At 43.8% G+C, this 25591-nt stretch carries 40 protein-coding genes; 3 read left to right on the forward strand and 37 right to left on the reverse strand.

The genetic code is table 11. The features are described from left to right. Window positions 1–35 precede the first annotated feature (35 nt). From NSMS1_RS07050 to NSMS1_RS07060, 3 genes are all read right to left on the reverse strand, one after another. Entirely contained in the window at window positions 36–1730 is a 1695-nt protein-coding gene (locus tag NSMS1_RS07050) for an ABC-F family ATP-binding cassette domain-containing protein (protein WP_224092151.1), read from the reverse strand. Between the two features lie 128 nt (window positions 1731–1858). Beyond that, window positions 1859–2674, reverse strand: a complete 816-nt coding sequence (locus NSMS1_RS07055; RefSeq protein ID WP_224092153.1) for an Rpn family recombination-promoting nuclease/putative transposase — start codon at window positions 2672–2674, stop codon at window positions 1859–1861. 24 nt (window positions 2675–2698) lie between these two features. After that, window positions 2699–3187: a hypothetical protein gene (locus NSMS1_RS07060; protein ID WP_224092155.1), complete on the reverse strand. Its 489-nt coding sequence runs from the start codon at window positions 3185–3187 to the stop codon at window positions 2699–2701. Window positions 3188–3591: 404 nt separating this feature from the next. On the opposite strand from NSMS1_RS07060, the gene NSMS1_RS07065 reads away from it, so the two are divergent. Continuing rightward, a complete protein-coding gene (locus tag NSMS1_RS07065) occupies window positions 3592–4506 on the forward strand; it encodes a DUF4351 domain-containing protein (protein WP_224092157.1) in 915 nt (304 codons plus the stop codon). A 131-nt stretch (window positions 4507–4637) separates the two neighbouring features. Here NSMS1_RS07065 and prfA read toward each other — a convergent pair whose 3' ends face one another. The 31 genes from prfA to rplC all read right to left on the reverse strand — a co-directional run bounded on the left by prfA (window position 4638) and on the right by rplC (window position 22424). Continuing rightward, on the reverse strand, window positions 4638–5735 hold the full coding sequence (gene prfA / locus NSMS1_RS07070; protein WP_224092158.1) for a peptide chain release factor 1: 1098 nt from the start codon (window positions 5733–5735) through the stop codon (window positions 4638–4640). 101 nt (window positions 5736–5836) lie between these two features. Beyond that, entirely contained in the window at window positions 5837–6076 is a 240-nt protein-coding gene (gene rpmE, locus NSMS1_RS07075; protein ID WP_067765851.1) for a 50S ribosomal protein L31, read from the reverse strand. Between the two features lie 128 nt (window positions 6077–6204). Further along, window positions 6205–6621, reverse strand: coding sequence for a 30S ribosomal protein S9 (gene rpsI / locus NSMS1_RS07080; protein ID WP_067765854.1), 417 nt, complete (start codon window positions 6619–6621; stop codon window positions 6205–6207). After that, window positions 6621–7076, reverse strand: a complete 456-nt coding sequence (rplM, locus tag NSMS1_RS07085; RefSeq protein WP_067765857.1) for a 50S ribosomal protein L13 — start codon at window positions 7074–7076, stop codon at window positions 6621–6623. The genes rpsI and rplM overlap by 1 nt, the downstream gene beginning before the upstream one ends. Window positions 7077–7155: 79 nt before the next feature. Further along, window positions 7156–8025, reverse strand: coding sequence for a tRNA pseudouridine(38-40) synthase TruA (gene truA, locus NSMS1_RS07090; protein ID WP_224092159.1), 870 nt, complete (start codon window positions 8023–8025; stop codon window positions 7156–7158). A 103-nt stretch (window positions 8026–8128) separates the two neighbouring features. Further along, window positions 8129–8479, reverse strand: a complete 351-nt coding sequence (rplQ, locus tag NSMS1_RS07095; protein ID WP_224092160.1) for a 50S ribosomal protein L17 — start codon at window positions 8477–8479, stop codon at window positions 8129–8131. A gap of 30 nt (window positions 8480–8509) precedes the next feature. Continuing rightward, window positions 8510–9457, reverse strand: coding sequence for a DNA-directed RNA polymerase subunit alpha (locus tag NSMS1_RS07100; protein ID WP_224092161.1), 948 nt, complete (start codon window positions 9455–9457; stop codon window positions 8510–8512). A 266-nt stretch (window positions 9458–9723) separates the two neighbouring features. Beyond that, window positions 9724–10119 (reverse strand): 30S ribosomal protein S11, encoded by a 396-nt coding sequence (rpsK, locus tag NSMS1_RS07105; RefSeq protein WP_010998331.1) that lies wholly within the window; start codon window positions 10117–10119, stop codon window positions 9724–9726. A gap of 54 nt (window positions 10120–10173) precedes the next feature. Beyond that, complete coding sequence (gene rpsM / locus NSMS1_RS07110; RefSeq protein WP_011317575.1) at window positions 10174–10554, reverse strand: 30S ribosomal protein S13; 381 nt, start codon at window positions 10552–10554, stop codon at window positions 10174–10176. 116 nt (window positions 10555–10670) lie between these two features. Further along, complete coding sequence (rpmJ, locus tag NSMS1_RS07115) at window positions 10671–10784, reverse strand: 50S ribosomal protein L36 (protein ID WP_224092162.1); 114 nt, start codon at window positions 10782–10784, stop codon at window positions 10671–10673. 116 nt (window positions 10785–10900) lie between these two features. After that, a complete protein-coding gene (infA, locus tag NSMS1_RS07120; protein ID WP_006276978.1) occupies window positions 10901–11125 on the reverse strand; it encodes a translation initiation factor IF-1 in 225 nt (74 codons plus the stop codon). Between the two features lie 170 nt (window positions 11126–11295). Beyond that, window positions 11296–11850 (reverse strand): adenylate kinase, encoded by a 555-nt coding sequence (locus NSMS1_RS07125; protein ID WP_224092163.1) that lies wholly within the window; start codon window positions 11848–11850, stop codon window positions 11296–11298. Next, a complete protein-coding gene (gene secY, locus NSMS1_RS07130; RefSeq protein ID WP_224092164.1) occupies window positions 11850–13163 on the reverse strand; it encodes a preprotein translocase subunit SecY in 1314 nt (437 codons plus the stop codon). The genes NSMS1_RS07125 and secY overlap by 1 nt, the downstream gene beginning before the upstream one ends. A 70-nt stretch (window positions 13164–13233) precedes the next feature. Then, window positions 13234–13680, reverse strand: a complete 447-nt coding sequence (gene rplO, locus NSMS1_RS07135; protein ID WP_224092166.1) for a 50S ribosomal protein L15 — start codon at window positions 13678–13680, stop codon at window positions 13234–13236. Between the two features lie 107 nt (window positions 13681–13787). Beyond that, entirely contained in the window at window positions 13788–14312 is a 525-nt protein-coding gene (gene rpsE / locus NSMS1_RS07140; RefSeq protein ID WP_067765879.1) for a 30S ribosomal protein S5, read from the reverse strand. Window positions 14313–14392: 80 nt separating this feature from the next. Further along, the gene (gene rplR / locus NSMS1_RS07145; protein WP_067765881.1) at window positions 14393–14755 is read right to left on the reverse strand and encodes a 50S ribosomal protein L18; all 363 of its coding nucleotides are present in this window, start codon (window positions 14753–14755) and stop codon (window positions 14393–14395) included. 2 nt (window positions 14756–14757) lie between these two features. Next, window positions 14758–15306 carry a 50S ribosomal protein L6 gene (gene rplF / locus NSMS1_RS07150; RefSeq protein ID WP_067765884.1) on the reverse strand — a complete coding sequence of 183 codons (549 nt, stop codon included), beginning with the start codon at window positions 15304–15306 and terminating at the stop codon, window positions 14758–14760. A gap of 96 nt (window positions 15307–15402) precedes the next feature. Beyond that, the gene (gene rpsH / locus NSMS1_RS07155; protein WP_224092168.1) at window positions 15403–15804 is read right to left on the reverse strand and encodes a 30S ribosomal protein S8; all 402 of its coding nucleotides are present in this window, start codon (window positions 15802–15804) and stop codon (window positions 15403–15405) included. 20 nt (window positions 15805–15824) lie between these two features. Next, complete coding sequence (gene rplE / locus NSMS1_RS07160; RefSeq protein ID WP_224092170.1) at window positions 15825–16373, reverse strand: 50S ribosomal protein L5; 549 nt, start codon at window positions 16371–16373, stop codon at window positions 15825–15827. 98 nt (window positions 16374–16471) lie between these two features. Next, complete coding sequence (gene rplX / locus NSMS1_RS07165; protein ID WP_224092172.1) at window positions 16472–16825, reverse strand: 50S ribosomal protein L24; 354 nt, start codon at window positions 16823–16825, stop codon at window positions 16472–16474. Continuing rightward, the gene (gene rplN, locus NSMS1_RS07170; protein WP_010998343.1) at window positions 16825–17193 is read right to left on the reverse strand and encodes a 50S ribosomal protein L14; all 369 of its coding nucleotides are present in this window, start codon (window positions 17191–17193) and stop codon (window positions 16825–16827) included. The genes rplX and rplN overlap by 1 nt, the downstream gene beginning before the upstream one ends. Before the next feature lie 38 nt (window positions 17194–17231). After that, entirely contained in the window at window positions 17232–17477 is a 246-nt protein-coding gene (rpsQ, locus tag NSMS1_RS07175; protein ID WP_067765896.1) for a 30S ribosomal protein S17, read from the reverse strand. A gap of 12 nt (window positions 17478–17489) precedes the next feature. Next, entirely contained in the window at window positions 17490–17714 is a 225-nt protein-coding gene (gene rpmC / locus NSMS1_RS07180) for a 50S ribosomal protein L29 (RefSeq protein ID WP_224092174.1), read from the reverse strand. 3 nt (window positions 17715–17717) lie between these two features. Further along, a complete protein-coding gene (gene rplP / locus NSMS1_RS07185) occupies window positions 17718–18155 on the reverse strand; it encodes a 50S ribosomal protein L16 (protein ID WP_224092176.1) in 438 nt (145 codons plus the stop codon). Window positions 18156–18252: 97 nt separating this feature from the next. Then, complete coding sequence (rpsC, locus tag NSMS1_RS07190) at window positions 18253–19014, reverse strand: 30S ribosomal protein S3 (protein WP_067765904.1); 762 nt, start codon at window positions 19012–19014, stop codon at window positions 18253–18255. Between the two features lie 52 nt (window positions 19015–19066). Next, complete coding sequence (gene rplV / locus NSMS1_RS07195) at window positions 19067–19426, reverse strand: 50S ribosomal protein L22 (protein WP_190475805.1); 360 nt, start codon at window positions 19424–19426, stop codon at window positions 19067–19069. Between the two features lie 81 nt (window positions 19427–19507). Continuing rightward, entirely contained in the window at window positions 19508–19786 is a 279-nt protein-coding gene (gene rpsS / locus NSMS1_RS07200; protein ID WP_224092178.1) for a 30S ribosomal protein S19, read from the reverse strand. Window positions 19787–19914: 128 nt separating this feature from the next. Further along, window positions 19915–20778, reverse strand: a complete 864-nt coding sequence (rplB, locus tag NSMS1_RS07205; protein ID WP_224092179.1) for a 50S ribosomal protein L2 — start codon at window positions 20776–20778, stop codon at window positions 19915–19917. A gap of 6 nt (window positions 20779–20784) precedes the next feature. Further along, window positions 20785–21099, reverse strand: a complete 315-nt coding sequence (locus tag NSMS1_RS07210; RefSeq protein WP_224092180.1) for a 50S ribosomal protein L23 — start codon at window positions 21097–21099, stop codon at window positions 20785–20787. Continuing rightward, window positions 21092–21724: a 50S ribosomal protein L4 gene (gene rplD / locus NSMS1_RS07215; RefSeq protein ID WP_224092181.1), complete on the reverse strand. Its 633-nt coding sequence runs from the start codon at window positions 21722–21724 to the stop codon at window positions 21092–21094. The genes NSMS1_RS07210 and rplD overlap by 8 nt, the downstream gene beginning before the upstream one ends. Window positions 21725–21788: 64 nt before the next feature. Then, window positions 21789–22424, reverse strand: coding sequence for a 50S ribosomal protein L3 (rplC, locus tag NSMS1_RS07220; RefSeq protein WP_224092182.1), 636 nt, complete (start codon window positions 22422–22424; stop codon window positions 21789–21791). Window positions 22425–22500: 76 nt separating this feature from the next. Here rplC and NSMS1_RS35035 point away from each other — a divergent pair, with 76 nt between their 5' ends. Further along, complete coding sequence (locus tag NSMS1_RS35035) at window positions 22501–22623, forward strand: hypothetical protein (protein ID WP_263432563.1); 123 nt, start codon at window positions 22501–22503, stop codon at window positions 22621–22623. A gap of 622 nt (window positions 22624–23245) precedes the next feature. Further along, entirely contained in the window at window positions 23246–23734 is a 489-nt protein-coding gene (locus NSMS1_RS07225; RefSeq protein ID WP_224092183.1) for an NAD(P)H-quinone oxidoreductase subunit N, read from the forward strand. 131 nt (window positions 23735–23865) lie between these two features. On the opposite strand, the gene NSMS1_RS07230 is transcribed toward NSMS1_RS07225, so the two are convergent. From NSMS1_RS07230 to NSMS1_RS07240, 3 genes are all read right to left on the reverse strand, one after another. Then, the gene (locus NSMS1_RS07230) at window positions 23866–24342 is read right to left on the reverse strand and encodes a GNAT family N-acetyltransferase (RefSeq protein ID WP_224092184.1); all 477 of its coding nucleotides are present in this window, start codon (window positions 24340–24342) and stop codon (window positions 23866–23868) included. 84 nt (window positions 24343–24426) lie between these two features. After that, window positions 24427–24597, reverse strand: coding sequence for a hypothetical protein (locus NSMS1_RS07235; RefSeq protein WP_224092185.1), 171 nt, complete (start codon window positions 24595–24597; stop codon window positions 24427–24429). A gap of 30 nt (window positions 24598–24627) precedes the next feature. Next, window positions 24628–25455: an ABC transporter permease gene (locus tag NSMS1_RS07240; RefSeq protein ID WP_224092186.1), complete on the reverse strand. Its 828-nt coding sequence runs from the start codon at window positions 25453–25455 to the stop codon at window positions 24628–24630. Between the last annotated feature and the right edge of the window lie 136 nt (window positions 25456–25591).

Genomic DNA, 25591 nt, shown 5'->3' on the forward strand with positions numbered 1-25591 from the left:
CCCACTCCCTACTGCCTACTCCCCACTCCCTATTTTTACTTCTTCTTTGCGGTAGATTTAGCAGATTTAGCTGCTTTTTTAGCTGCTTTTTCGGCTGCGATCGCTTCTAATTTTGCGGCTTCTTTTTCCTCCGCAATTTTATCTAAGTAATAGTGGTAATCACCTAGATATACGCGGAACTCTCCGTCCCGAATTTCTACAATTTTGTTGGCTACCTGCGAGATAAAATAACGGTCGTGAGAAACAACAATCGCCGTACCATCGTAATTTTGTAAGGCTTCTTCCAACATTTCTTTTGCTGGAATATCTAGGTGATTAGTAGGCTCATCGAGAATGACTAAGTTAGCAGGACGTAAAAGCATTTTAGCCAATGCTAGACGTGCTTTTTCTCCTCCACTTAATGATTCAACCCGTTTAAATACGGTATCACCACTAAACAAAAATTTGCCTAACAACGTGCGGACTTCTTCATTTTTCCAGTCAGGAACTTCATCATGAATAGTTTCCATCACTGTTTTGTTCAAATCTAAAGCTTCAGCTTGATTCTGCTCGAAGTAACCAGGAATAACACCGTGATCACCTAGTGAAACACTACCTTCGGTGGCTGGTTCTAAACCCATAATTATTCGCAATAGCGTTGATTTCCCTGCACCATTGGGGCCTAAGAACGCAATGCGATCGCCTCGTTCAATCAATAGATTTGCACCCAAGAACAAAATCTTGTCGTCGTAGGTATGTGTTAAATCCTTGATTTTCACAACCTCGCGTCCACTACGGGGTGCGGGAGGAAAGCGAAAATGTAAAGTTCTCACCCCAGCAACAGGTGCTTCGATGCGCTCGATTTTATCTAATTGCTTCTCGCGGCTTTTGGCTTGGGTACTGCGGGTAGCACTAGCGCGGAATCTATCAACGAAGGCTTGTTGTTTTTCGATTTCTTTTTGCTGACGTTCATAAGCACTTAATTGTGCTAACTGACTTTCAGCTTTTTGTTCTAAATAAGCTGTGTAGTTACCCAGATAAGTACTAGAAACACCGCGTTCAGTTTCCACAATTTGGGTGCAGAGGCGGTCAAGGAACTCCCGGTCATGGGAAACTATCACCATCGGGGTAGTCAGCTTTTTGAGGTAATTTTCTAACCACTCAATGGTTTCCAAATCTAAGTGGTTAGTCGGTTCGTCCAGCAGTAATATATCTGGTGCTTGCAGAAGAATCTTACCCAAACTCATCCGCATTTGCCAGCCACCAGAGAAAGCGCTGACGAGGCGATCGCCATCTTCTTGCTCAAATCCCATTTCTGGGAGAATCTTCCCGATGCGTGCTTCTAAACCGTAACCATCCAAAGCTTCAAACTGACGCTGCAAACGATCCATTTTATGGATTAGCTCATCCAGTTCCTCTGGAGTTGCTGTTTGCATATCATGGTGAACTTTGTTTAAAGCTAACTGTACTTGGTTAGCTTCTTTAAATACTGTCCAAAATTCTTCTCTAACGGTGCGGCTGGGATCTACCTCAAACTCTTGGTTGAGGTAAGCGATGTGCAAACTTGCAGGACGGATAATTTCCCCTGCTGTCGGTTCAATTTCCCCAGTAATGATTTTTAGCTGAGTTGATTTACCTGCACCGTTGACACCGACTAAACCAATGCGATCGCCTGGTTTGACTTCCCAGTTGATATCTTTGAGAACTTCGCCTGTAGGATAAATTTTACTAATATGTTCTAATCGCAGCATCGAGTTTCTCTCAGGTAGAAATTATAGGGGGTTGCGGACGAAGTACCAACACTGCCAATATTAACAAAAATTAACCAATAATTTGTCTTAAGAAACTCTTGTTGGATAGAAGGAGAAAGTTATCTTACCTAATCACCATTTTGGGAGTTAGGAGACTGCTGTTGTGCAGCTTGTTGTACATCCTCAATACTTAACTCCAAAGCTTGTGCTACTTGTTCTACAGTCAAACCTGATGACAACATTGCTGGTACTGCTTTTAACTTGCCAATTCTCTCTCCCTGTTCCACGCCTTCTTGAAAAACATCTTGAAAATATCTGGTGTTCCTTAGTTCACTAAGAGTAAACATTTTCTCCAATTCCTCCCTACTAATTGTGGGCAATTTGTACAACAGGATAGTCTCTATTAATTGTAATAACTCTTGTTGTTTAGCTGCTGAATTGATTTCTGATTTTGTTCTGGCTATCAACTCCCTTGCTTCTTCAATGGCTGTATCTTCAGAGGTTACTATCAATTTGACAGTAGCTAGGCTAATTGGTAAAGAAGTCGCAACTGTTAATTCATCCAGATAAATCCGCCTGACTCGCTCACTAACAAAAAACTCCCGATAATGTTTAATATCTCCTGTGTCTATACTCCTGCTTGGGTATAAAATCACAGAACCCCAATCATTTCTGGGTTCATTTTGGCGCAGGTATAAGCAAACCTCAGCAAACAACCGTGAGTAGATTCTGTCATCGGCTTGAAACTGAACTTCCACAAAATAAATTGGTTGTTCATCTTCAAACGTAGGAACAAACACACCATCAATTCTGAATGATGTTTGTTTAACTTCAACTGAGGAGAATTGGTAGATGCTGGCTAAATCTGGAGAATCGCCAATAAGCTCAAAGAATATATCTGGAAATTCTTGAAATAGGCGATAAAAAATACTGTCTGTTTTCACTGTAAGGAAAAGTTTTAAGTTTAATTAGTCATTATTAGAACCATCTCTAACTTCTATTAGACGATCTTTTGTAATTCCTAATATGCGTGTAAGAGGTAATAATAAGTTATCATTGACTGGTTCACCAATATAAATATTGTTCAACTCTGAAGGAGAAACTTTGAATGTATCGCAAAACTTTGTAAACTCTGCATCACTTAGGTCGAGTTCTTTTTGGCGCTCTTTTAGTAGAAGTGCGATCGCTCTACTTCCATACTTAGGACGCTCACTAAGTTTGATATATTTTTTAATTAAAGAATTAACCTTACTAGTATCACCACCAGTTTTTTGTAATAAGTCGAAACAAGCTATTTTTAGTGCTTTCTTTAAAACATCATCTTCATTCAAATAATTAATAATTTCGTTAATGTATTCTTCTTTAAAAAAGCCAACTAAATCACCCTTATGATAAACAGGAACATAAGCTTCTTCAGAATTAACCTGCCAATCTAAAGGCTCGTTTCGTAGAGACATAGTTGCACCTGTAAAATTGATGCACACCATTTTAAAGCCATTTATACTGAGTCGCCACTGGTAAGTTAATTCATAATTCATATTATTTAAGTACTACACAAGAAAATGTGTAAGTAAAATTTATTATACTGGACATCAATATCTAACAATATCTATACCTTGTTTCTCTTTCTCTGCTAGTTCTAAATTACCTGTCAAAAGTTTATCTAAAATATCGTCATTAGTGTTAAAGCTGTAAGCCTGCATTACCAATTTATTTAATTAAATAGATAATAAAGTACGTGCAATAGCTCTTGTTAATAAGCAAAGATAAGTAAGAGCGATCGCACTTTGGAAATAAGCGGAGTTTTTGGCGCAATCGCTTTGGTAAAATAGCAGAGAATTTCTTAGAAAAAGCCAAAGGAATGACAAGATTCATCCACGATCAATTTGCCAAAGACTACCTAGAAGAACTACTAAAAACATTCGGAAGCGTGCAAGCAGCAAGCCGAGTCGCAGCCGAAGTGCGAGAAATCGATGTATTATTCACACCAATTCCTACACAAACAGCCAACATAGCCACATTAGGCTTATTAGGAAAAATGGCGACAACACCCGCCATATTTGAACCCTTCCGTAACCCAGCATCCGCAGACGAAATCAACGATTGCATATCAAAATTATCATCAATCAAAAGCGCCATGCAGCGAGAAGCCAAGCGCAATAATATGAAAATCCCCAACTCCGAAATTCCCCAACTGTGGATACTCACACCCACAGCATCAAAAAATCTCATCTGCGGGTTTGGTGCAACTGAAAAATCAGATTGGGGAACAGGAGTGTACTTTACACCAAAACACTACCGCACAGCCATAGTAGTAATTCATCAGTTACCATGCACTCACGAAACACTGTGGCTGAGAATATTAGGACGTGGTAAGGTACAACGTCAAGCAATTGATGAATTAACCGCACTACCAGCAAATCATCCATTTTTGAGAGTCACGTTAGAATTACTTTATAACCTGCAACAAAACTTGCGAATTAATCAAAATACACCAGCAGAGGATCGGGAGTTAGTGATGAGATTAGCACCACTGTATCAACAAGACAGAGAACAAGCTAGACAAGAAGGTTTACAGCAAGGGTTACAGCAAGGGTTACAGCAAGGAGAACAACAGCTAATTCTGCGGTTGTTAAATCGACGACTGGGAAATTTAGATTTATCTGTAGTCGAACAAGTTCAAAAATTATCTATTGGGCAGTTAGAAGCATTAGGAGAAGCACTATTAGATTTTTCTACAATGGCAGATTTAGAAGTTTGGTTAAGTCAACAATAATAATTAAATTATTGTTGACTTCAACTCAGCCTCTACACCTACCTTGTGGGTTCTGCTTTTGCGATATACATAAAATAAAAAAACCGCCTGTTCTTCACAGACGGCTTAAATATAATCTATTCAACTAACAATTAACCAGCACTAGAAGCAGCTAACTCAGCCAAACGTTCTTGCTGGTCTTGAGAAATACAAGATTGAATCATTCCTTCAATATCGCCTTCCAACGCCGGGTTCAGGGCAAAGTTTTGACCTAAACGGTGGTCAGTCACACGATTATCTTTGTAATTATAAGTGCGAATCTTCTCCGATCGCGACCCTGTACCAACTTGCGATCGCCGCATCGAAGTCACTTCTTCTTGTTGTTCGCGCAGCTTGATTTCATACAACTTCGCCCGTAGAATTTGCATCGCCCGTTCTTTGTTCTGCAACTGGCTACGTTCTTCTGTACAGAAAATTCTTATTCCCGTCGGTTTGTGCATCAAGTCAACCGCAGTTTCCACCTTGTTGACGTTTTGTCCACCCGCACCGCCAGAACGCGCCGTAGTCATTTCAATATCTTTCGGGTCGATATGAATTTCTACATCATCAACCTCTGGCATAATTGCCACTGTTGCGGTCGAAGTATGAACCCGTCCGCCAGCTTCCGTTGCTGGTACACGCTGCACACGATGAACGCCAGCTTCAAATTTCAGCTTACTGTAAACGCTCTCACCTTGGATTTCCAAGATAACTTCCTTGAAGCCGCCCATTTCACCCAGCGACTCACTTACCAACTTCACCCGCCAACCCTGAGTATCAGCGTAGCGAGAATACATCCTTAGTAAGTCACCAGCCCAAATACTCGCCTCATCGCCACCAGTACCAGCGCGAATTTCCAACATGATGTTTTTATCATCGTTGGGGTCGCGGGGAAGTAGCAACACCTTCAAGCGAGTTTCTAAATATTCTATTTTTTCTTCTAATTCCTTTACCTCCAAAGCTGCCATTTCTTGCAACTCTGGATCACTGCTTGATTCTTTGAGTACCTGACGCGCCCCAACTAATTCTTCCTGGGCAATTTTCCAAGTATCGTAAGCCTCTACCACTTCTTCCAAAGAAGAACGAGACTTAGCAATTTTTTGATACTCATCAGGATTATTAGCCGTATCAGGGTCAGCCAGACGGCGAGTTAATTCATTGAATGTTTGTTCAACGGATTTTAGTTTCTCCAGCAGGTATGATTCAGCCATAACGAATGCGACGCTCCTTAAAAAAATAACAAGTTGGCTCGGCAAAAAATGACAATCGACCCAGCAAACGCAGGGTCGTCGTTAACAGCAGAGCCAAACCGCTACTTTTTCTTTTGTTCGCCAGAACTCTGAGTGCTGCTCATACCGTACTTACGCAAGAAGCGTTCTACTCGACCCTCAGTATCAATAATCTTCTGAGTACCAGTGTAAAAAGGGTGGTTGCCAGACCATACGTCTACGTGTAACTCTGGTTTGGTAGAACCAACAGTCATTACAACTTGACCGTTGCAGTACACTTTTGCGTCTGGATACCACTTGGGATGAATATCAGGTTTAGCCATTGTTCCTTTTGTGGTGAATCTATATAAATTATAACTTTTTAGGGGTTAGAGCGAGTATTTAGTGCTGAGTCATAAGTGCTGAACCATTCAGCACTCGGAACTCTACCATACGCGCAATCCCCAATATCTTATCGTTTGGAGTATTGAGGAGCTTTCCGGGCTTTGTGCAAACCGTACTTTTTCCGTTCCTTAGCTCTAGGATCGCGGGTTAAGTAACCTTCGGTTTTTAAAGGTGGGCGATTTTCTGGGTCTAGTTGGCATAAAGCACGAGCAACACCCAAGCGCACAGAGTCAGCTTGTCCAGTTAGACCGCCGCCTTCTGCTTTGACTAAAATGTCGTATTCGTTTTCTAGCCCAAGAGTTTCTAAAGGTGCTTTGATCACACCTAAATAATTGGCATTGAACTGGAAATACAACTCTCCAGGCTTGCCATTTACAGTCAACTGACCAGTACCGGGAACCAAGCGCACCCGTGCTACTGCGGACTTACGGCGACCTGTACCCCAGTATACGGCGCGACCGCTATTTGCTTCTGCTACTGTCATTAATCTTCTGCTCCAGGAATTGTATTAATGTTAAGTTCTTTAGGCTTTTGGGCTTCGTGGGGATGAGTAGGCCCAGCGTACACTTTCAGTTTGGTGAACAACTGCTTACCCAAGCTATTTTTAGGTAACATACCTTTTACAGCATGTTCCAAAATTCTTTCTGGTAAGCGCTGTTGCAGCTTGGCAAAGGTTTCTGTCTTCATCCCACCAGGACGACCAGAGTGACGGCGATAGAGTTTTTGAGTACGTTTCTTGCCTGTAACTGCTACTTTTTCAGCGTTAACAACAATAACGAAGTCACCTGTATCGAGGTGTGGGGTATAGTGAGCCTTATTTTTGCCTCTTAAAATCATGGCAATTTCGCTGGCGAGGCGACCCAAGCGTTTGTCCGTAGCATCTACTACGTACCAATCACGCTCAAGGGTATCTTGAGAGGGTAAGTAAGTTTTACTCATTTTTATTTGTCCTTGGTCATTTTTTTTGAGTCCATAGTCCATAGTCCATAGTCCATAGTCCATAGTCCATAGTATTTGACTAATGACTGTTGACTGTTGACTGTTGACTAATAACTAATGACTCTTGACTAAAAACTAACTTTGGCATGGTGTCATACCAAACGTCAGGGGTAAAGGGAAAATCTGGATAGCCGACTCGTAACAAGCATAAACCTTGTGACGGTGCGGCGTGTTTTACTTCTTCCCGGCGTTGTTCTTTCCAGAGTTCGGTGAAATTAGCCAGAGTTCTTTGTCCAGAACCTACCTGTACTAACATTCCTACCAACAGTCGCACCATGCCATATAAAAATCCATTTGCCTGAATTTCAATATGGATAAACGGCCCACTACGATCGCACTCTACTGCTTGCACTTCTACCCAGGAATGCGATCGCTTTGACCCAGCACGGTGAAATGCGGCTAAGTGATGCTTTCCTAATAGGGGTGTAAGGGCAGCCTGCATCAGAGTTTCATCCAGGGGAGCATAATAATAATGCCAACTGAAGGGGGTAACGAACAAGTTCGGCCAATCTTCAGTATAAATTGTATAGCGATACCGCCTGTAAGCTGCACTAAAGCGAGCGTGCCAACGGTTATCTACACCTGCTGAAGCCTTGATTAATATATCCTTGGGCAGATAGCTATTAAGTACCGATGCCCACTTGTGGGGGGGAATTGAACCTGTTGCGTCAAAATGGGCTACTTGAGCAGCAGCATGAACGCCGCTATCTGTACGCCCTGCACCATGTAGTGTGACATGATGCCCAATAATTTTAGCGATCGCAGTTTCAATTTCTTCCTGTACTGAGCGATGATGTTTTTGTCGTTGCCAGCCATGAAAATGAGTGCCAAGGTATTGAATTACCAAGGCGACTCGCTGAATTTCTGTAGGCTGGTGACTATCTAACATAATTTGAGTGCTGAGTTATGCTGAAATTTTGGATTTGCGATTTTCAATTTTAAATTTTTCAATCTAAAATCCAAAATCTAAAATCTAAAATTCTTTGCCTTCTCTACACCAACTCAATAATCGCCATCTCCGCATTGTCCCCACGACGAGGTACGGTATGGAGAATGCGGGTGTATCCGCCTTGACGATTACCATAGCGAGAGGGAACTTGCTCAAACAGTGCATGAACTAGCTGCTTGTCGTAGATATAACCCAATGCTTGGCGACGGGCTGATAAAGAGCCATCTTTTGCCAGGGTGATAATTTTATCTACTTCGCTTCGCACTACTTTTGCTCGAACCAAAGTAGTGGTAATCCGACCGTGACGGACTAGCTCAGTTGTCAACGCACGTAACAGAGCGCGGCGTTGATCTGCTGGTTTACCTAGTTTTTTGACTCGATTCCGGTGACGCATAATACTAAGGTGAACTTTAAAAGGTTTAAATTAGCCGTGTTTGCCACTTCTTTCTTGAGGTAAAGTAATCCCCAAGCGTCGCTGTAAGGCTTCAACAACTTCTTCTGCTGACTTCTGACCGAAGTTTTTAATTTCTAACAAGTCTTCTTGGGTGTAATCTAACAAGTCAGCTACAGAGTTGACCTGCGCCCGTTTGAGACAGTTGTAAGCGCGGACAGAAAGCTGCAATTCTTCGATGGGAATTTGGGCAGTTGGGTCGTCTGGAATATCGGAATTTGTATCCGTTGGTTCTAGTGAGATGTCTTTCAACGGATTGAACAACTCTACTAAAATGCCAGCTGCCGATGATAGTGCTTCTTGTGGAGAGATGCTACCATTTGTCCAAACTTCCAGGAGTAGTCTATCTCTAGGAATTGCACCATCTGCACGTACTTCCTCGACGCTGTAGTTAACTTTCCGCACTGGCATAAATATCGAATCGATTTGCAGAAAGTCTAAAGAAGTAGCTTCTTCACGCCCTCTTTCAACGGTGCGATATCCTTTGCCTCGCTCAATGCGAAATTCCATTTCCAGTTTGCCGCCCTCTGCAATAGTAGCTACATACTGGGTGGGGTCGATAACTTCAACTTCACTAGGCAAATCAAAATGTGATGCCGTAATGGTTGCTGGCCCGGTAACTAACAATCTGCCAATCTGGGCTTGAGAAGAGTAACTCTTGAGGATGACTTCTTTCATCCGCATGATGATTTCTAATACATCTTCCCGTACACCCGGAACTGTAGCAAACTCGTGAGAAACACCCGCAATTCTTACTGCTGTAACTGCTGTTCCCTCTAGGTTGGAAAGTAAAACTCGCCGCAACGCATTGCCGACTGTTGTTCCTTGACCACGCTCTAGAGGTTCTAGAATAAATTTACTGTAATGATTCCGACTTTCCTCTGTATTAGACTCTACACATTCAATTTGAAATTGCGCCACGGAGTAGCCTCCCTTATTTAAGGTGCTGCTAGCAGGCAAACTTATTTGCCTCTCGAATTTACTTTATTGTCCAAAGCTCATTTAGGAGTATCAAACTGCCATCATCTTGTGGCGATACAGTTTGACTTGCTAACTTAGCTTACGGGTATTGATTATATTTGGGGTGATTTGGTTTATCTCAGCCCTCCCTGATGGAAGAGCTGACACGCTTATTGTCGTCCCAGCCGTCGGAAGTTCTGTTACTCTAATTGCTAGGAAGTTTTGACCTATACGCGGCGGCGCTTGGGTGGACGGCAACCATTGTGAGGAATGGGGGTAATGTCGCGGATGAGGGTAATTTCTAACCCTGCACCTTGCAATGCCCGAATCGCAGTCTCTCTACCTGCACCTGGGCCGCTAACCATAACTTCAATTTGGCGCATTCCTTGGTCTATTGCGCGTCTAGCTGCACTTTCAGCTGCGGTTTGCGCTGCGAAGGGAGTTCCTTTTTTAGCACCTTTAAAACCGCTAGAACCAGCACTAGCCCAGGAAATTACATCGCCGTTTTGATCGGTAATGGTGACAATGCTATTGTTGAAAGTAGATTGGATGTAAGCCATTCCGTTAGGAACGTTCCGTTTCTGCTTCTTACTCCCAGATTTTTTTGTTGGTTGTCTTGCCATATTATTTCAGTTAATCTAAGGTAAAACTTGCTATTGATAGCAAGCAAAAAAATCTTACTTACCAGGAGCCTTCTTCTTACCGGCGACTGTCTGCCGTCTTCCACGACGGGTTCTAGCATTAGTACGAGTTCTTTGTCCTCTTACTGGTAAGCCCATCCGATGACGACGGCCTCTGTATGTACCAATGTCTACCAAGCGCTTGATGTTCATTGCTTCCAAGCGCCGCAAGTCACCTTCAACTTGATAGTTGCTTTCGACTTCACCTCTAAGGGCTGCTACGTCGGCATCGCTGAGGTCTTTAACGCGGGTATCTGGGTTAACCCCTGTAGCCGCCAGGATTTCTTGTGACCTTGATAGCCCAATTCCGTAGATATAGGTTAGACCAATTTCTACGCGCTTATCGCGTGGAAGGTCTACTCCGGCAATACGTGCCACGATTAATACTCCCTATTGTTTTCGCAGTGTCTGATGGAAAAACACAACGCGGTCAACCGCGTCAGTATTTTGGCTGGTGATATGGGTTTGCTTTATTCTCAACGCCCACGGAAATATTATCCTTGACGTTGCTTGTGCTTGGGATTCTCACAAATCACCATAACGCGCCCACGACGGCGGATCACGTTACACTTTTCACAAATCTTTTTGACCGAGGCTCTAACTTTCATGCCTTTAAAAATTGACTCCAAATGTTAGATTATAGCATTTCTAGGAATTTTTATGCAATTAAGTGAATGGGTAACACCCAAATAATTTGTTTTATGGTAGACTTCCTTACATATATCTACTTCTTACGCAATCGGTAAGTAATTCTTCCTTTTGTGAGGTCGTAGGGGGTCAGTTCTACTTTGACGCGATCGCCAGGCAAAATTTTGATGTAGTTACGGCGAATCTTACCAGAGATGTGTGCCAGAACGTTGAAGCCGTTATCTAAGTCAACGCGAAACATGGCGTTAGGCAATGACTCAGTAACAGTGCCTTCCATTTCGATCAAATCTTGTTTAGACAAGTTTTTTCCTCAATTCAACAATTTTTTGTTCGGATGCAGCACTCATCTGCAAGAGAACATATTTTAAGAAATATATCAACCGTTTATTAATATATCTTAGCTAAATTTGACAACATCTTGACTTGAGCAGGGAATGGGGAGTAGTTAGGGCGCTACGCCCCACACCTCAGTTATGAAGCTAAAGTTTGTTTCAATTCGTGAGTGACTTCTTCTTGGGATTGGTCGCCGTTGATGGTTAGTAGTTTTTGGCGATCGCTGTAATAATCAATCAAAGGTGCGGTGTCGTTACGGTAAATTTCCAAGCGACGACGAATTACTTCTTCAGTATCGTCCTTCCGTCCTCTGGATAATAAACGTGTGACTACAACATCATCTGGCGCGTCTAAATTGACTACCCTTTCGCCACCTTGACCAGTTTTTTCTAGCAATTCTTCCAGAAAAGCCGCTTGTGTGACTTTGCGAGGAAAACCATCTAATATCCAACCAGATTTAGCATCTGCTTGATCAAGGCGTTCCTCTACCAAGTCTTGCACTAATTGGTCAGGAACCAACTCACCACTATTTACATAGCCTTGAGCTTTGACTCCCAAAGGAGTTTGCTCTTTCATGGCTTGGCGCAAAATATCGCCAGTAGAAATATGCGGAATATTTAGATGCTGTGCCAGAATTTGAGCTTGTGTTCCTTTACCTGCACCAGGCGGCCCCAAGAAGATTAGTCGCGTCACTATTGTTTCACCATTCCTTCATAACGCTGAGAAATAACGTAAGTTTGGACTTGTTTTGCTGTTTCAATCGCCACACCAACGAGAATTAGTAAAGATGTTGCACCTAATCCCTTAAATGTTGGTACTCCCAAGGCTCTTTCTACAGCAGTGGGGATAATTGCAACCAAGCCCAAGAAGATTGCACCCAAGAAAGTTAGTCGGTTAATTACTCGCTCAATATATTCGCTAGTCGCTTTCCCTGGACGAATACCTGGAATACTAGAACCCATTTTTTTCAAGTTCTGAGCCACATCCACAGGGTTAACAATTAAAGACGAGTAGAAGTAGCTAAAGAAAACGATGGAAATTAAGTACACCAAAGCGTACACCCAAGAACCAGAACCACCAGGACTGAGGTAGGTGTTGACAATGTTCGCCAACTCTGGATTTTTGGTAAAGTTAGCAATCAAAAGCGGCAAGCTAAGGATGGCTGCGGCAAAAATGATTGGCATCACACCGCCGGAGATGAGGCGTAAGGGTAAGTAGCTGCGTTGTTCCGCTAACACCCGACGACCAACTTGACGACGAGCGGAAATGATGGGGATGCGGCGAATACCTTCTTGAACGAAGACGATACCGACAATTGTGGCTAGGAAGACTAACACTAGTACAATTACGCGACCAACAATTTCTCTACCGCCAATCTGTACTAAGTCGATGGTGTCACCCAAAGATTTCGGTAAAGAAGCAACAATGTTGACAAAAATCAACAAAGATGCGCCGTTACCAATACCGCGTTCCGTGATCAGTTCCGATGCCCACATGACGAACATAGAACCAGCCGTGAGGGCGATCGCAGTTTCCGCTACAAATATTGGCCCTGGCTGTAAGGCAAATTGTTGCAGAAATAAAGCCGAGAAAGCTGTACTTTGGACAATCGCCCAACCTACAGTTACATAACGAGTAATTTGGGAAATTTTCCGGCGACCAGCTTCGCCTTCATTTTTCTGTAAATTTTCTAAAGATGGTATTGCTGCCGTCAGCAATTGAATGATAATGGACGCATTAATAAAGGGCAGAATCCCTAAAGCAAAGACCCCTAAAGTAGAAAGTCCCCGCCCGGAGAATATATCCAATAAACCAAATATGGAATTATTGCCCGAAATGGCTTCGGCGAATCTAGGTCTATCAATTCCTGGGACTGGTAAATAAATACCCAGGCGAACCAAAATTAAAATACCGACAGTTACAAGCAGCCTACCTCTCAGTCCGGCTGCTTGTGCCATCTGCATAAAAGTTTCTTGAGCCGTTGGGGCTTTATCTCGACTGATCATAGAGTGCTACCTTTATCGTTAAGCTGGCGCTGGAAGCGAGTTAGCTAGCTTACAAGTGCGCTGTTAGGCTTCACCCTAAAACTTCACAACTCCCGCCAGCCGCCTCAATTTTGCTACGAGCTTGGCCTGTGAAAGCTGCCGCTTTGACGTTGAGTGCTACGCCTAATTCCCCATTACCCAAAACTTTCAATGGGCCTTTAGCAGCAGTTAAAATACCTGCTTCTCTTAAGGACTCCAAAGTTACTTCTGTATTTGCAGGAAGTGACGCTAACTTCTCTACATTAATCGTAGTGTAAATTTTCCGATTAACTAAAGGGAAACCCTTCAGTTTAGGTATCCGGCGGTACAATGGCTGCTGACCACCTTCAAAACCGGGTCTAGTGCTGCTACCAGAACGAGATTTTTGACCTCTCATACCTAGACCAGCGCTAGCGCCTTGTCCAGCAGCAATACCTCTACCTACACGGCGGCGGCGTTTTTTTGAGCCTTTTTGGGGCTTAAGATCGTTGAGTCTCATAATCGAAATTTGTTGGTTGTCAGTTGTTAGCGTTGCACTGAGCTTGCCGTTCGCGCAGCGTCTCCGAAGGAGAAGTGTTGTCATTTTCACATCGGACAAATGACTACTTAGATATAGAGTTTTTCGATCGCAATGCCTCTGTCTTCAGCGACTTCAGCAAAGGTACGCAGTGTAGATAGAGCGTTAACTGCTGCTCTAGCGTTGTTGAGTGGGTTATTAGAACCGAGTTGCTTGGCAAGTACGTTACGCACACCAGCTAATTCCAATACTGTACGAACAGCACCACCAGCAATTACACCAGTACCAGGAGCGGCTGGACGCATCATAACTTTAGCACCGCCACCTACACCATCAATGGGGTGAGGGATAGAGTTAGATTTGGTGATGGGGATATCAATTAGGTGTTTTTTGCCGTCGGCTACACCTTTTTTTACCGCACCAATTACATCAGATGCTTTACCTACCCCTACTCCTACTTGACCGCGTTCGTTACCAACAACAACGATCGCACGGAAGCTGAGTTTTTTACCACCTTTAACTACCTTGCTCACCCGTCGGATTTGGATTACCCGCTCTTGCCAGTTGGTTTCTTCTTTTTTTGCGCGGTTAGCTTTACGACGACCTGTTGCCATAATTTATGCTCTCTATTTAGTCAATAGTCAACAGTCAATAGTCAATAGTCAATCACTTTTGACTTTTGACTTTTGACAGTTTAGAAATCTAAACCAGCTTCGCGGGCTGCTTCGGCTAGTGCTTTAATACGACCGTGGTATAAGTTACCACCGCGATCAAATACAACTTTGGTAATGCCTTTTTCCAGCGATCGCTGGGCGATCAATTTACCAATTTGGGCTGATGCTGTACAGTTACCGCCCGATGTCAAACTTGATTTCACTTCTGGTTCTACAGTTGATGCTGCTACCAGTGTGTGATGTTGTGTATCATCGATTACTTGAGCGTAAATATGCTCATTAGAGCGAAATACAGCCAACCGTGGACGTTCTGGAGAACCTTGAACTTTACCACGAATGCGTCTGTGACGACGATTTTTTGATTCTCTACGAGTAAGTTTCATGTTTACTTCTTACCACCCTTACCAGTCTTACCAGCTTTACGTCTGACCACCTCACCCGCATAGCGGATACCTTTACCCTTGTAAGGTTCTGGTGGACGAACGGCACGAACTTTTGCTGCTGTGTTACCAACAATTTCTTTGTCATAGCCACTGACTATAACGTTGGTATTGTTTTCTACAGCAAACTGAATCCCATCTGGTGGTTCAATTTGGACTTGATGGCTATAACCCATGTTGAGAACTAGGTTACGACCTTGAACTGCTGCCCGATAACCTACACCTTGGATTTCCAAACGACGTTGAAAACCTTGGGAAACTCCCTCTACCATGTTGGCAACTAGAGTGCGGCTTAAACCGTGGAGTTGTCTGGAAGTACGAGTTTCATCCCGACGGGTGACTTGTAAAGTATCCCCTTCTTGGGTAACTGTGACGTTAGGGGGCAGGTTTCTTGAGAGTTCGCCCTTGGGGCCTTTCACCGCTACTTTCGTGCCGTCGATGGTGACTTGCACTTTGGCGGGTACAGTAATTGGACGTTTACCAATACGAGACATGATTTTTTATCCTTTGTCAGTTGTCAATTGTCAATTGTCAGTTGTCAGTTGTCCTAATGACTAATGACTAATGACTAATGACTAATGACCAAATAACTACCATACGTAGCAAAGTATTTCACCACCCACGTTTTGACGACGCGCTTCGCGGTCGGTCATGATACCACTGGATGTAGAAATGATGGCGATACCAATACCACCTAATACTCTTGGTAATTCTTTTCTGTTGGAGTAAACACGCAAACCGGGCTTACTGACGCGCTTGAGAGCGGTAATGAGTGGTTGACGATTTCTACCCTTGTATTTCAAAGAAATTACTAGGTTACGTTTTACGCCATCTCCGTCTTCAGAAAATTCCGAGATAAAGCCTTCTTCTTGTAACACTCTAGCAATGTTACGTGTCATTTTTGTGGCTGGCACTAGTGTTGTTTGATGCCTTGCCATGTTAGCATTGCGGATGCGCGTTAGCATATCTGCAATTGTGTCGTTAGCCGCCATCGTTCCCTCTTTAGATGAACTTATTGATCGCGAAAGGGCATTCCAAATTCTTTGAGTAAGGCGCGGCCCTCTTCGTCGTTTTTCGCTGTGGTGATGATGGAAATATCAAGACCACGGATTTGATCGATGCTGTCGTATTCGATTTCTGGAAAGATTAACTGTTCTCTTACGCCTAGAGTATAGTTACCGCGACCGTCGAAGCTTTTGGGGCTGATACCACGGAAGTCTCTAATTCTAGGTAGTGATAGGCTAATCAGGCGGTCGAAAAAGGAATACATCCTTTCGCCGCGCAGTGTCACCATGATACCTACAGGCATACCCTGACGAATTTTAAAGCCTGCGATCGCCTTTTTCGCTCTGGTAACTACTGGCTTTTGACCAGTAATATTAGCAATCTCGGTTAAGGATGCTTCTAAGGCTTTAGCATTTTGAGCCGCTTCGCCCAAACCTCGGTTAACAGTAATTTTCACCAACTTGGGTACTTGATGTACGTTAGTGTATTGAAACTGTTGGGTGAGTTTGGGAACGATTGTCTCGTTATATATGGTTTTGAGTCTTGGTGTCGCCATAGTTTTTTGTCCTTCTCCCTGGTCTTGGTCAGGGATTTAATTTTGATTTTAGATGGTCAATTTAATTACGTATCTAAAATCTCAAGGTGGTTTATTCCCTAGCTATCGAGAATTTCGCCAGTTTTCTTGAGTTTTCTTACTTTCTTACCTTCGGCGGTGAAAGTGTAGCAGACACGACTAGCGACGTTTTGCTTTGTGGAATAAAGCATGACGTTGGAACTGTGAATAGGTGCTTCCTGAGTCACAATTCTGCCCGATTCCCCTTCTTGTTGGGGTTTTACGTGCTTAGTCTTAATGTTGACACCTTTAACAATAACTTTGCTCAGTTGGGGCAGTGCTTTAATCACTTCACCAATTTTGCCTTTGTCTTTGCCAGCAATTATTTGCACTGTGTCGCCAGTTTTGACGTGCATTTTATGAAATGTGGGTGTTGTTTGCTTCTTGAAAGCCATTACAGCACCTCCGGCGCAAGAGAAACGATTTTGGTAAAGTTTTTGTCGCGTAATTCCCGTGCTACTGGGCCAAATACCCGTGTACCTCTGGGATTACCATCTTTGTTGATAATCACGGCTGCGTTATCGTCAAAGCGAATGGTCATACCGCTATCGCGGCGGATGTGATGGCGGGTGCGGACAATTACCGCTTCCACAACATCGGATTTTTTTACAGCCATGTTGGGTGTAGCATCTTTGACGACAGCGATAATTTTGTCGCCAATGAACCCGTAACGACTGTTACCCGCACCTAAGACACGGATACACATCAATTTACGAGCGCCGCTATTATCAGCGACATTGAGATAGGTTTGGGGTTGAATCACAATTGGTCTCCCTTATAAAGTTGTTATTTTTATAACAACTAAGCCTTGGTGTTGAGAATTTCTGCAACTTCCCAGCGCTTGGTTTTACTCAAGGGTCTGGTTTCTTTAATCCGCACGCGATCGCCCACTTTACATTTGTTTTCTTCGTCGTGTGCTTTATAGCGGCGGGTTTTAACTACAATCTTGCCGTACTTGGGGTGGGGAGCGCGGTTTTCTATGGCAACTACCACAGTTTTCTGCATTTTATCGCTCACTACCAAGCCGACTCGTTCTTTGATTGCCATAATCTCCTACTTTTATTCTTGAGTCGCTTGAGATGCTGCTGCCCGTTTCCGTTCTCCTTCTACTGTTAATAGTTGGGCTAGACGATGGCGAGCATGGCGGAACTGGTGAGGCTTTTCTAGTTGTCTGGTGGCTTTTTGTAAGCGCAACTGAAACAGTTGTTTTTTTACTGCTGTAATTTCCGCAGTCAGTTGTTCGTCGCTTAGTTCTCTAGCTTCTGAAATTTTGGGAAGTGGCATAACCTATTCCTGTTCCTGTTCCTGTTCCTCTATTTGAGGACGCACAATAAACTTGGTTTTGATGGGTAGCTTAAAAGCCGCTAGACGCATCGCTTCACGAGCAATTTCTTCAGAAACGCCAGCGATTTCAAATAAAATCCGGCCTGGTTTAACTACTGCTACCCAAAATTCTGGATTACCTTTACCGGAACCCATCCGGGTTTCCGCAGGACGCATGGTAACAGGCTTATCTGGGAAAATACGAATCCAGATTTTTCCACCCCGGCGGATGTAACGAGTCATCGCCCGACGGGAAGCTTCAATTTGCCGAGAGGTGATCCAAGCTGGTTCTTGGGCTTGGAGTGCGAAATCTCCAAAGTTCAGGGTACTACCCCGATGGGCTAACCCTGTCATCCGCCCGCGCTGTTGTTTGCGGAATTTAGTTCTTCTTGGACTTAACATGGTTTGTCATTGGTCATTGGTCATTGGTCATTGGTCATTGGTCATTGGTCAATAGTCAAACAATTTGGACTATGGACTGTGGACTGTGGACTAATGACTATCCTTCATTAGAGCGGTCTTCAAACTGCTGGCGGCGGCGTTGTTGTTGACGACGACGGGGTTCGCGATCGCGTTCGCGGGATGAGGGTTGCGGTGCAGCAACTTCTTGTCCGGGGATGATTTCGCCTTTAAATACCCAAACTTTAATGCCGAGAATACCGTAAACGGTTTTGGCTGTGCAGTATGAGTAGTCAATGTCAGCGCGGAGGGTGTGTAGAGGAACTCTACCTTCTCTTGTCCACTCTGTCCGGGCAATTTCTGCACCGTTGAGGCGACCGCTAACTTGAACTTTGATACCTTGAATGCCGGCTTTTTGAGCGCGTTGAATTGCTTGGCGCACTACGCGACGGAAGGAAACACGACGTTCCAACTGTTGAGCAATAAATTCGGCAATTAGGTAAGCATCAGCATCAACTCGTTGTACTTCGACTACGTTGATGCGAATTTGGCGATTTCCACCTAAGAGTGTTTGTAGTCCGGTACGCAAGGCTTCAATACCTTGTCCACCGCGACCTACAACTACACCAGGGCGAGCTGTGCGTACTTCTAAATCGATTTGGTCGGCTTTACGCTCAATCCGTACTTCGGAAATACCAGCGTTATTTTGTGCGAGTCTACCCAGTTTTTGTTCTATATATTGACGCAGTTTGTGGTCTTCTTGTAGAAGTTCTGGATAGCGGCTAGGTTCGGCAAACCAACGCGATTGGTGTTCTTGGGTAATTCCCAGGCGAAAGCCAACTGGATGAATTTTTTGTCCCACAAATGCTTCCTCTAAAATTTCTGACTTTAAGGCAATTTTTTGTGTCTAGAACTTATTTAGCGTTGGCGTTAGCAGCCACAGCCAAGGTGATATGACACGTCGGCTTGCGAATTTGGTAAGCTCTACCTTGCGCTCTAGGTTGGAAGCGTTTCAACACTGGGCCTTGGTCAGCATAAGCCTGGGTAATTACTAACTCTGTGCGGTCTAAGCCTGCATTATGTTCGGCGTTAGCAGCAGCACTCCGCAGCAGTGTTAACACTGGCTCAGTGGCTCGATAGGGCATAAATTCTAGGATAATTAGCGCTTCCCGATAGGAACGTCCCCGGATTTGGTCGAGTACACGACGCACTTTAAAGGGAGACATTCTGATAAAACGGGCGATCGCTTTTACTTCAGTAGTATCAGTAGCCATAATTTTCTCCAATTTTGTCATTTGTCATTTGTCATCTGTCATTTGTCTTGCAACTAATGACTAATGACTAATGACTAACGACTACCTACCTGATTTTTTATCAGACTTACCATGACCTCTGTAGGTACGTGTAGGAGCAAATTCTCCCAACTTGTGACCTACCATTTGGTCGCTGATAAATACTGGAACGTGTTGGCGGCCGTTGTGAACGGCGATAGTATGACCTACCATTAGTGGCAGAATTGTGGAAGCTCTAGACCAAGTTTTAATTACTTGCTTTTCATTTCTATCGTTGAGCTTTTCAATTTTGCTTAGTAAATGATCGGCTACAAAAGGCCCTTTTTTAAGAGAACGACCCATAATGTAATTTTGGATTTTGGATTTTAGATTTTGGATTTAGTAATTTTAGATTTTGGATTTAGTAATTTTAGATTTTGGATCGTTGGAAGTACACCCAATCTAAAATCTAAAATTTAAAATCTAAAATTCTATGATTCACGACCACCACGACCGCGTTTAGAAGATTTACGACGACGGCGTACAATCAACTTGCTGCTGGCTTTCTTGGGTTTACGTGTTTTCGCACCCAAGGTTGGTTTACCCCAAGGAGTAACAGGGCCGGATCTACCGATAGGCGCTCTACCCTCACCACCTCCATGTGGGTGGTCTACTGGGTTCATGACGCTACCTCTAACTTTGGGACGGCGACCTTTCCAGCGATTTCTACCAGCTTTACCAGCGCTCAAGTTTCTTGCGTCGGTGTTACCTACTTGGCCAATGGTGGCGTAACATTCACGACGAATTAAGCGGACTTCACCAGAAGGTAGCTTGAGGGTAACGTAATTACCTTCTTTCGCCACAACTTGAGCGGTAGCACCAGCAGAGCGAACGATTTGACCGCCCTTACCTGCTTTTAACTCGACGTTGTGAACGCTTGTACCCAAGGGAATGTTCGCCAAGGGTAAAGCATTTCCGTCTTCAATTGGTGATTCTGGCCCGGCCATGATTGTTGTCCCAACTTTCATGTTATTGGGATGCAGGATATACCGTTTTTCCCCATCTTCGTAGGAAACTAAGGCAATCCGCGCGTTCCGGTTGGGATCGTACTCAATGGCTATGACGGTAGCGGGAATACCGCGTTTATCGCGCTTGAAGTCGATGATCCGATAAAGTCTTTTGTGTCCACCACCACGGCGACGGCTGGTGATGCGGCCTTGGTTGTTACGACCTTTTGCCCGATGTTTATATACCGTCAGTGACTTTTCTGGCTCGGTTTTGGTAATTTCCGCGAAGTCAGAAATTGTAACCTGGCGTGTACTGGGGGTATAAGGGCGATAAGAACGAGTACCCATGATAGTTTATACCTCTGGGAATAGAACTTGTCTGATTTTCTCTACATCCCCAGATGCGATAGTGACGATCGCTTTTTTATATTGGGGCTTAAAGCCAATAAATTTACCTACACGTTTTTTTCTACGTGGTGGCAATGCTGTATTGACTTTGACAACTTTAACTTCAAATAAGTCTTCAATTGCCGATCTAATTTGTGGCTTTGTTGCTTTAGGAGTCACTTCAAATGTGTATTTGTTCTGCTCCATTAAGATGGTCGCTTTTTCTGTCAAGATGGGGCGACGAATCAAATCGGGCAGGTTGCGGGGGTCAAACTTAACCATTGTAGACCTCCTGAATTTTTTCTAAGGCTGAGGTGGTGACAACGATTTTGTCAGCGTGCAGCAAATCATAAACGTTGAGTTGATCAGCAGCAATGAGTTTCAAGTTCTCAATGTTGCGAGCTGACAAATATACGTTTTCAGGAAATTCGCTCAAGATTAATAGTGCCTTGCTTTCCGGTTCTACACCCCAACGAGTTAGTGCGGCGACTAAATCTTTGGTCTTGGGACGGGATAGCTCGTTGCTAAATTCTTCTACTACAATCAAATCGTCTGCACGGCTCACAAATGCTGTTCGCAGTGCTAAACGCCGCTCTTTGCGGTTCATTTTTAAGTTGAACTCTCTGGGTTTGGGTCCAAAGATTACACCACCACCACGCCATAAGGGTGAACGGATAGAACCTGCACGGGCGCGTCCGGTTCCTTTTTGCCGCCAGGGTTTACGACCACCGCCTCGGACTTCCGCACGGGTTTTGGTGCTGGCTGTTCCTTGACGGGCGTTGTGTTGTTGTCTTACTAGGGCGCGGTGTACGATATGTACTGCCGTTTCTTCTTTGGCAACACGCAACTCGAACGTTTTCTGTCCGACTTGCTCCCCTTGCCAATTTTTTACTACACTCTCTACCATTGTTTTGTCCTTTATCAGTTGTTTAGTTGCCAGTTGTCAGTAACGGTTGATTATTGACTTGTGACTACTTACCAACTTTTTTAGCAGGTACAATATTTAATAAAGCCCCTGGTTTGCCAGGAACAGCGCCTTTAATTAAAAGCAAGTTGCGCTCCGCATCAACGCGCACTACGGTCAGTTTGCGAATAGTAACGCGAGTACCACCTAAACGTCCTGCCATCCGTTTTCCGGGATAGACACGACCTGGGGTTGTACCTGCACCAATAGAACCGGGCGCTCTATGGTTTTTGGAACCGTGGGACATTGGCCCGCGTCCAAAGTTGTTCCGCTTTTGGTTGCCTGCAAAACCGCGACCGATACTAGTACCGATAACGTCTACAATTTGACCTGCACTAAAAATATCTGCTTTAATTTCTTGCCCTAACGCATAATCGCTAGAAGCATCTGTGTGATACTCTTTCAAATGCCGCAATGCGGGGGCAGATGATTTGGCTAAGTGACCTAGTAAGGGTCTGTTCAACGCCTTGGGTTTAACTTCGCCGTAGCCAACTTGGATAGCTGCGTAGCCGTCGGTTGGTTTGGTTTTAACTTGGGTAACAACGCATGGCCCCACTTGGACGACTGTTACAGGAATTGCAACTCCTGCTTCGTCAAATATTTGGGTCATGCCCAGCTTGGTGCCGAGAATCCCTACAGACACAGTACTGGCTCTCCTTTATAGCAATCGGGTTTTCTAGACACACTGTGTGAACTCCGGTGAGGTACGGACGAAATTTATGAATTTGCAAGTAGCTACGCCACCACAAATTCTGCCGGACACAACAGGCGGTGTCTTTATTTTGTCAATGTATTTAGTTGCACTCTCTTATTTACCAGAACAGCCACAAGCGTCTTCGTAAGAAGATATAGCTTCTGGTATTGGGGCAAGCTTGTACAGCTTTGCGCTTCGTGCAGCAATGCTTTCGTCCGAGCAATTGCTTAGGCACTTTTCTGGCGGCAGTGCCTTGAGGGTGTCTCCCGATTTGAGACAACTGCCATTTAGTAGGGGACTTAAGCAGTTCTTACCACTCAGTATCCTTTAACTGAAGTCACACTCAGTTTCTACTTCTTTAAACAAATTCAACCTTAATATAAGGTGTTGCTTGTTTTTTAAACTACAGGAGTGAGTGTAGTCGTTGCTTTGACCTAAAAGCTTTTCTAGTTTATCAGTCTTTGATCACTTTGTGCCAGTTTATCTATATAAACTTTTTAGCTCAGGCGATCGCGGCTTGATACCTTAATAGGCGATTTTGGTCACAATCTAATAATATATACTATCTATTTGTTGTTGTCTAGAAAATTTCTAGATGGATTGATTAACCACAGATGCACAGAAAAATTGTAGTTCTGTTCCCTGTTGGCTTTTGCACGATTGAGGATAGCTTATCTAAAGTATAAGCTTCCTGATCTAACTGAATCTGACCTTTAAAGGTAAATAATAGAGATATCAAAGTGGGATAGGACAAAACCTCAAAAAACTATATGGCACTAATTACCACTGGCAACGGTTTCATTAAGGATCTGGAAAAATTTGGATCTTTAGGTGTTTACGTACCTCTGGAAGGAGGTTTTGAAGGTCGGTATCGGCGGCGGTTGCGTGCGGCTGGCTATACGACTTTTATGTTTACCGCGCGGGGATTAGGTGATGTCGCCGCTTATCTGACAGGCGTTCACGGGGTTAGACCTCCCCATTTAGGGAAGAAAAGCTCTGGTAATGGTGCAGCAGTGGGTAATGTATATTATCTGCCACCAATTGTTGGCTCTCAACTAGAACAATTGCCACCCAAGTCTAAGGGGTTGGTATTGTGGATCATTGAAGGGCATATTCTCTCTGATCAGGAAGTTGAGTTTTTGACAGAGTTACCGAAGCTGGAACCCAAGGTGAAGGTAATCATTGAGAGAGGAGGCGATCGCGCTTTCCGTTGGAAGTCTCTTAAAGATACAATCTCTGCTACTTATCAGGCTGTTTAGTTAACAATTGACAATTGACAATTGACAGTTGACAGTTGTCCATAAGAAAGGGTAAAGGGTAAAGGATTTCCATTCTGCCCTTTCACCTTTCACCTTTTCCCCTCTTAAGTCTTCTTCATCTTCCCTACTCATTACTCCCTACTCCCTGTCATCAGCATTTCCATTGTGCTGAGGCGGAAACCACAGGATGTAAATAGTTTTCTGGCGGCTTCGTTGGCTGCGGCTGTGTCTAGGCGGATTTGCTCTACTCCTATTTGGCGAAGGCGTTGGATGGTTTGTTGGACGATTTGCTTGGCAATGCCTTGTTTACGGTATTCTGGCTCTACCCAAAGGTCATGAATGAAGGCAAATTCTTTTGTACGATAAATGGGTATTTCTTGTTCAACTGTTGCCACTATAAAAGCTACCAGTTGTCCTTGGTTGTCGGCTACTAAAAATACGCTACGTTCTTGGTTAGTTAGTCTTGTCAGCCATTTTTCATAGCGTTTTTCTGGATATGGTAAAAAGCCGTACTTGTCCACATCCCATGATTCATGTAACGCACAAATCTTCGCAACCATTGGTAAAACTGCGGGTACATCAGTAGGTGTTGCGGGGCGAATCAGCATACTGGGGATTGGTGACTTTGACAAACGTGGTTTTTACTTGTAGTAGATTAGATTGTATTGGTGTGACTTGGCTAAAATGTTGCATTAATTAACCACACAGAGAAGTCTGAGCGGTTCGAGGTAGCGTCTGTCTAAGACACGCTCCGCGTTCGCGTAAGCGTCTCGTAGAGAACGTAGAGAGGCTTCCTCCGTTGGCGCAGCCCGCCGCAGCATCAGAACTTCTCCTAACGGAGACGCTACGCTAACGGTAGGCACGGAGACATAGAGAAAGTTATATATAGGTTGTTAGTCTTGTTGATGGGCGAATTTATAGCCACCCCAGTAGGTGAGGGCGATCGCTATCACTAATAATACAGGTATGCTGTACCAGGGGAATTGAGATAGAGGAAAGTTAGTGGCTGCACGTAAGCCTGTACTGGCGTAGGTGAGGGGGAGTAGATAAACTACGGCTTGGAATGCGGTTGGTAAGGTGCTGGGGTCGAAGAAGGTGGCACCTAAGAAGGACATTGGGATAATTATAAAGTTGTTGTATAGCCCTACTGATTCTAGCGATCGCACTGATAAACCGACAATTACACCCAACCCAGCAAATACGGCACAATTCAAAATTAGTACCAGTAAAAATAAGGGATTAATAAAATTCAGGTTTCTTGTGATTATCAGCGCTACTAAAATTACGGAACCGGAAGTCATCAAACCACGCACAACTCCCGCCAGCATCTTACCAAGGTGCATTGCTAAAGGATTGATGGGGGTGAGCAATAATTCTTCAAAGGTTTTGCTAAACAGTCTATCTCCACAAATTGAGAATGTTGTCCCACCGAAACTAATGGTCATGGAAGATAAGGCTACCATGCCGGGCAACATGAACTCTAAATAGCTATTGTAATTACCACTAATACCAGCACCGGGTCTTATTGAATTACCCAGTCCTAAACCGAACGCCAATATATATATAAGTGGTGATATTAAGCCTGATGCTGCTACTTGCGCTATACGTACACGCAATTCTAACCAATCTCCCCAAAAGATGGTTAAGGTATCGGCTAAGAGGATTTGCAGTTGGGAGGTTTTAAAGTTATTGCCCCAGTTTAAGGATTTTTGAGATGTCACTTTTTTCAGTCAGGTATGCAGTCTGTTGTAAATATTACGTTACATTTCCCAACATCTCAATATCTCAGGGAGGAAGTGAAGATATACAACTGGAGAATAAATATCCTATTTCTCACCTAGTCTGTAAATTTATGGA

The sequence above is a fragment of the Nostoc sp. MS1 genome (assembly GCF_019976755.1).
Taxonomy (GTDB): domain Bacteria; phylum Cyanobacteriota; class Cyanobacteriia; order Cyanobacteriales; family Nostocaceae; genus Trichormus.

What these genes read in the sequence shown, in the direction of transcription:
- NSMS1_RS07050 (WP_224092151.1), bottom strand. Translation starts at nt 1,730, where the DNA reads ATGCTGCGATTAGAACATATTAGTAAAATTTATCCTACAGGCGAAGTT.
- NSMS1_RS07060 (WP_224092155.1), bottom strand. Translation starts at nt 3,187, where the DNA reads ATGTCTCTACGAAACGAGCCTTTAGATTGGCAGGTTAATTCTGAAGAA.
- NSMS1_RS07065 (WP_224092157.1), top strand. Translation starts at nt 3,592, where the DNA reads ATGACAAGATTCATCCACGATCAATTTGCCAAAGACTACCTAGAAGAA.
- prfA (WP_224092158.1), bottom strand. Translation starts at nt 5,735, where the DNA reads ATGGCTGAATCATACCTGCTGGAGAAACTAAAATCCGTTGAACAAACA.
- rpmE (WP_067765851.1), bottom strand. Translation starts at nt 6,076, where the DNA reads ATGGCTAAACCTGATATTCATCCCAAGTGGTATCCAGACGCAAAAGTG.
- rpsI (WP_067765854.1), bottom strand. Translation starts at nt 6,621, where the DNA reads ATGACAGTAGCAGAAGCAAATAGCGGTCGCGCCGTATACTGGGGTACA.
- rplM (WP_067765857.1), bottom strand. Translation starts at nt 7,076, where the DNA reads ATGAGTAAAACTTACTTACCCTCTCAAGATACCCTTGAGCGTGATTGG.
- truA (WP_224092159.1), bottom strand. Translation starts at nt 8,025, where the DNA reads ATGTTAGATAGTCACCAGCCTACAGAAATTCAGCGAGTCGCCTTGGTA.
- rplQ (WP_224092160.1), bottom strand. Translation starts at nt 8,479, where the DNA reads ATGCGTCACCGGAATCGAGTCAAAAAACTAGGTAAACCAGCAGATCAA.
- rpsK (WP_010998331.1), bottom strand. Translation starts at nt 10,119, where the DNA reads ATGGCAAGACAACCAACAAAAAAATCTGGGAGTAAGAAGCAGAAACGG.
- rpmJ (WP_224092162.1), bottom strand. Translation starts at nt 10,784, where the DNA reads ATGAAAGTTAGAGCCTCGGTCAAAAAGATTTGTGAAAAGTGTAACGTG.
- secY (WP_224092164.1), bottom strand. Translation starts at nt 13,163, where the DNA reads ATGATCAGTCGAGATAAAGCCCCAACGGCTCAAGAAACTTTTATGCAG.
- rplO (WP_224092166.1), bottom strand. Translation starts at nt 13,680, where the DNA reads ATGAGACTCAACGATCTTAAGCCCCAAAAAGGCTCAAAAAAACGCCGC.
- rpsE (WP_067765879.1), bottom strand. Translation starts at nt 14,312, where the DNA reads ATGGCAACAGGTCGTCGTAAAGCTAACCGCGCAAAAAAAGAAGAAACC.
- rplR (WP_067765881.1), bottom strand. Translation starts at nt 14,755, where the DNA reads ATGAAACTTACTCGTAGAGAATCAAAAAATCGTCGTCACAGACGCATT.
- rplF (WP_067765884.1), bottom strand. Translation starts at nt 15,306, where the DNA reads ATGTCTCGTATTGGTAAACGTCCAATTACTGTACCCGCCAAAGTGCAA.
- rpsH (WP_224092168.1), bottom strand. Translation starts at nt 15,804, where the DNA reads ATGGCGGCTAACGACACAATTGCAGATATGCTAACGCGCATCCGCAAT.
- rplE (WP_224092170.1), bottom strand. Translation starts at nt 16,373, where the DNA reads ATGGCGACACCAAGACTCAAAACCATATATAACGAGACAATCGTTCCC.
- rplX (WP_224092172.1), bottom strand. Translation starts at nt 16,825, where the DNA reads ATGGCTTTCAAGAAGCAAACAACACCCACATTTCATAAAATGCACGTC.
- rpsQ (WP_067765896.1), bottom strand. Translation starts at nt 17,477, where the DNA reads ATGGCAATCAAAGAACGAGTCGGCTTGGTAGTGAGCGATAAAATGCAG.
- rpmC (WP_224092174.1), bottom strand. Translation starts at nt 17,714, where the DNA reads ATGCCACTTCCCAAAATTTCAGAAGCTAGAGAACTAAGCGACGAACAA.
- rplP (WP_224092176.1), bottom strand. Translation starts at nt 18,155, where the DNA reads ATGTTAAGTCCAAGAAGAACTAAATTCCGCAAACAACAGCGCGGGCGG.
- rplV (WP_190475805.1), bottom strand. Translation starts at nt 19,426, where the DNA reads ATGGCTACTGATACTACTGAAGTAAAAGCGATCGCCCGTTTTATCAGA.
- rpsS (WP_224092178.1), bottom strand. Translation starts at nt 19,786, where the DNA reads ATGGGTCGTTCTCTTAAAAAAGGGCCTTTTGTAGCCGATCATTTACTA.
- rplB (WP_224092179.1), bottom strand. Translation starts at nt 20,778, where the DNA reads ATGGGTACTCGTTCTTATCGCCCTTATACCCCCAGTACACGCCAGGTT.
- NSMS1_RS07210 (WP_224092180.1), bottom strand. Translation starts at nt 21,099, where the DNA reads ATGGTTAAGTTTGACCCCCGCAACCTGCCCGATTTGATTCGTCGCCCC.
- rplD (WP_224092181.1), bottom strand. Translation starts at nt 21,724, where the DNA reads ATGGTAGAGAGTGTAGTAAAAAATTGGCAAGGGGAGCAAGTCGGACAG.
- NSMS1_RS35035 (WP_263432563.1), top strand. Translation starts at nt 22,501, where the DNA reads ATGAATTTGCAAGTAGCTACGCCACCACAAATTCTGCCGGACACAACA.
- NSMS1_RS07225 (WP_224092183.1), top strand. Translation starts at nt 23,246, where the DNA reads ATGGCACTAATTACCACTGGCAACGGTTTCATTAAGGATCTGGAAAAA.
- NSMS1_RS07230 (WP_224092184.1), bottom strand. Translation starts at nt 24,342, where the DNA reads ATGCTGATTCGCCCCGCAACACCTACTGATGTACCCGCAGTTTTACCA.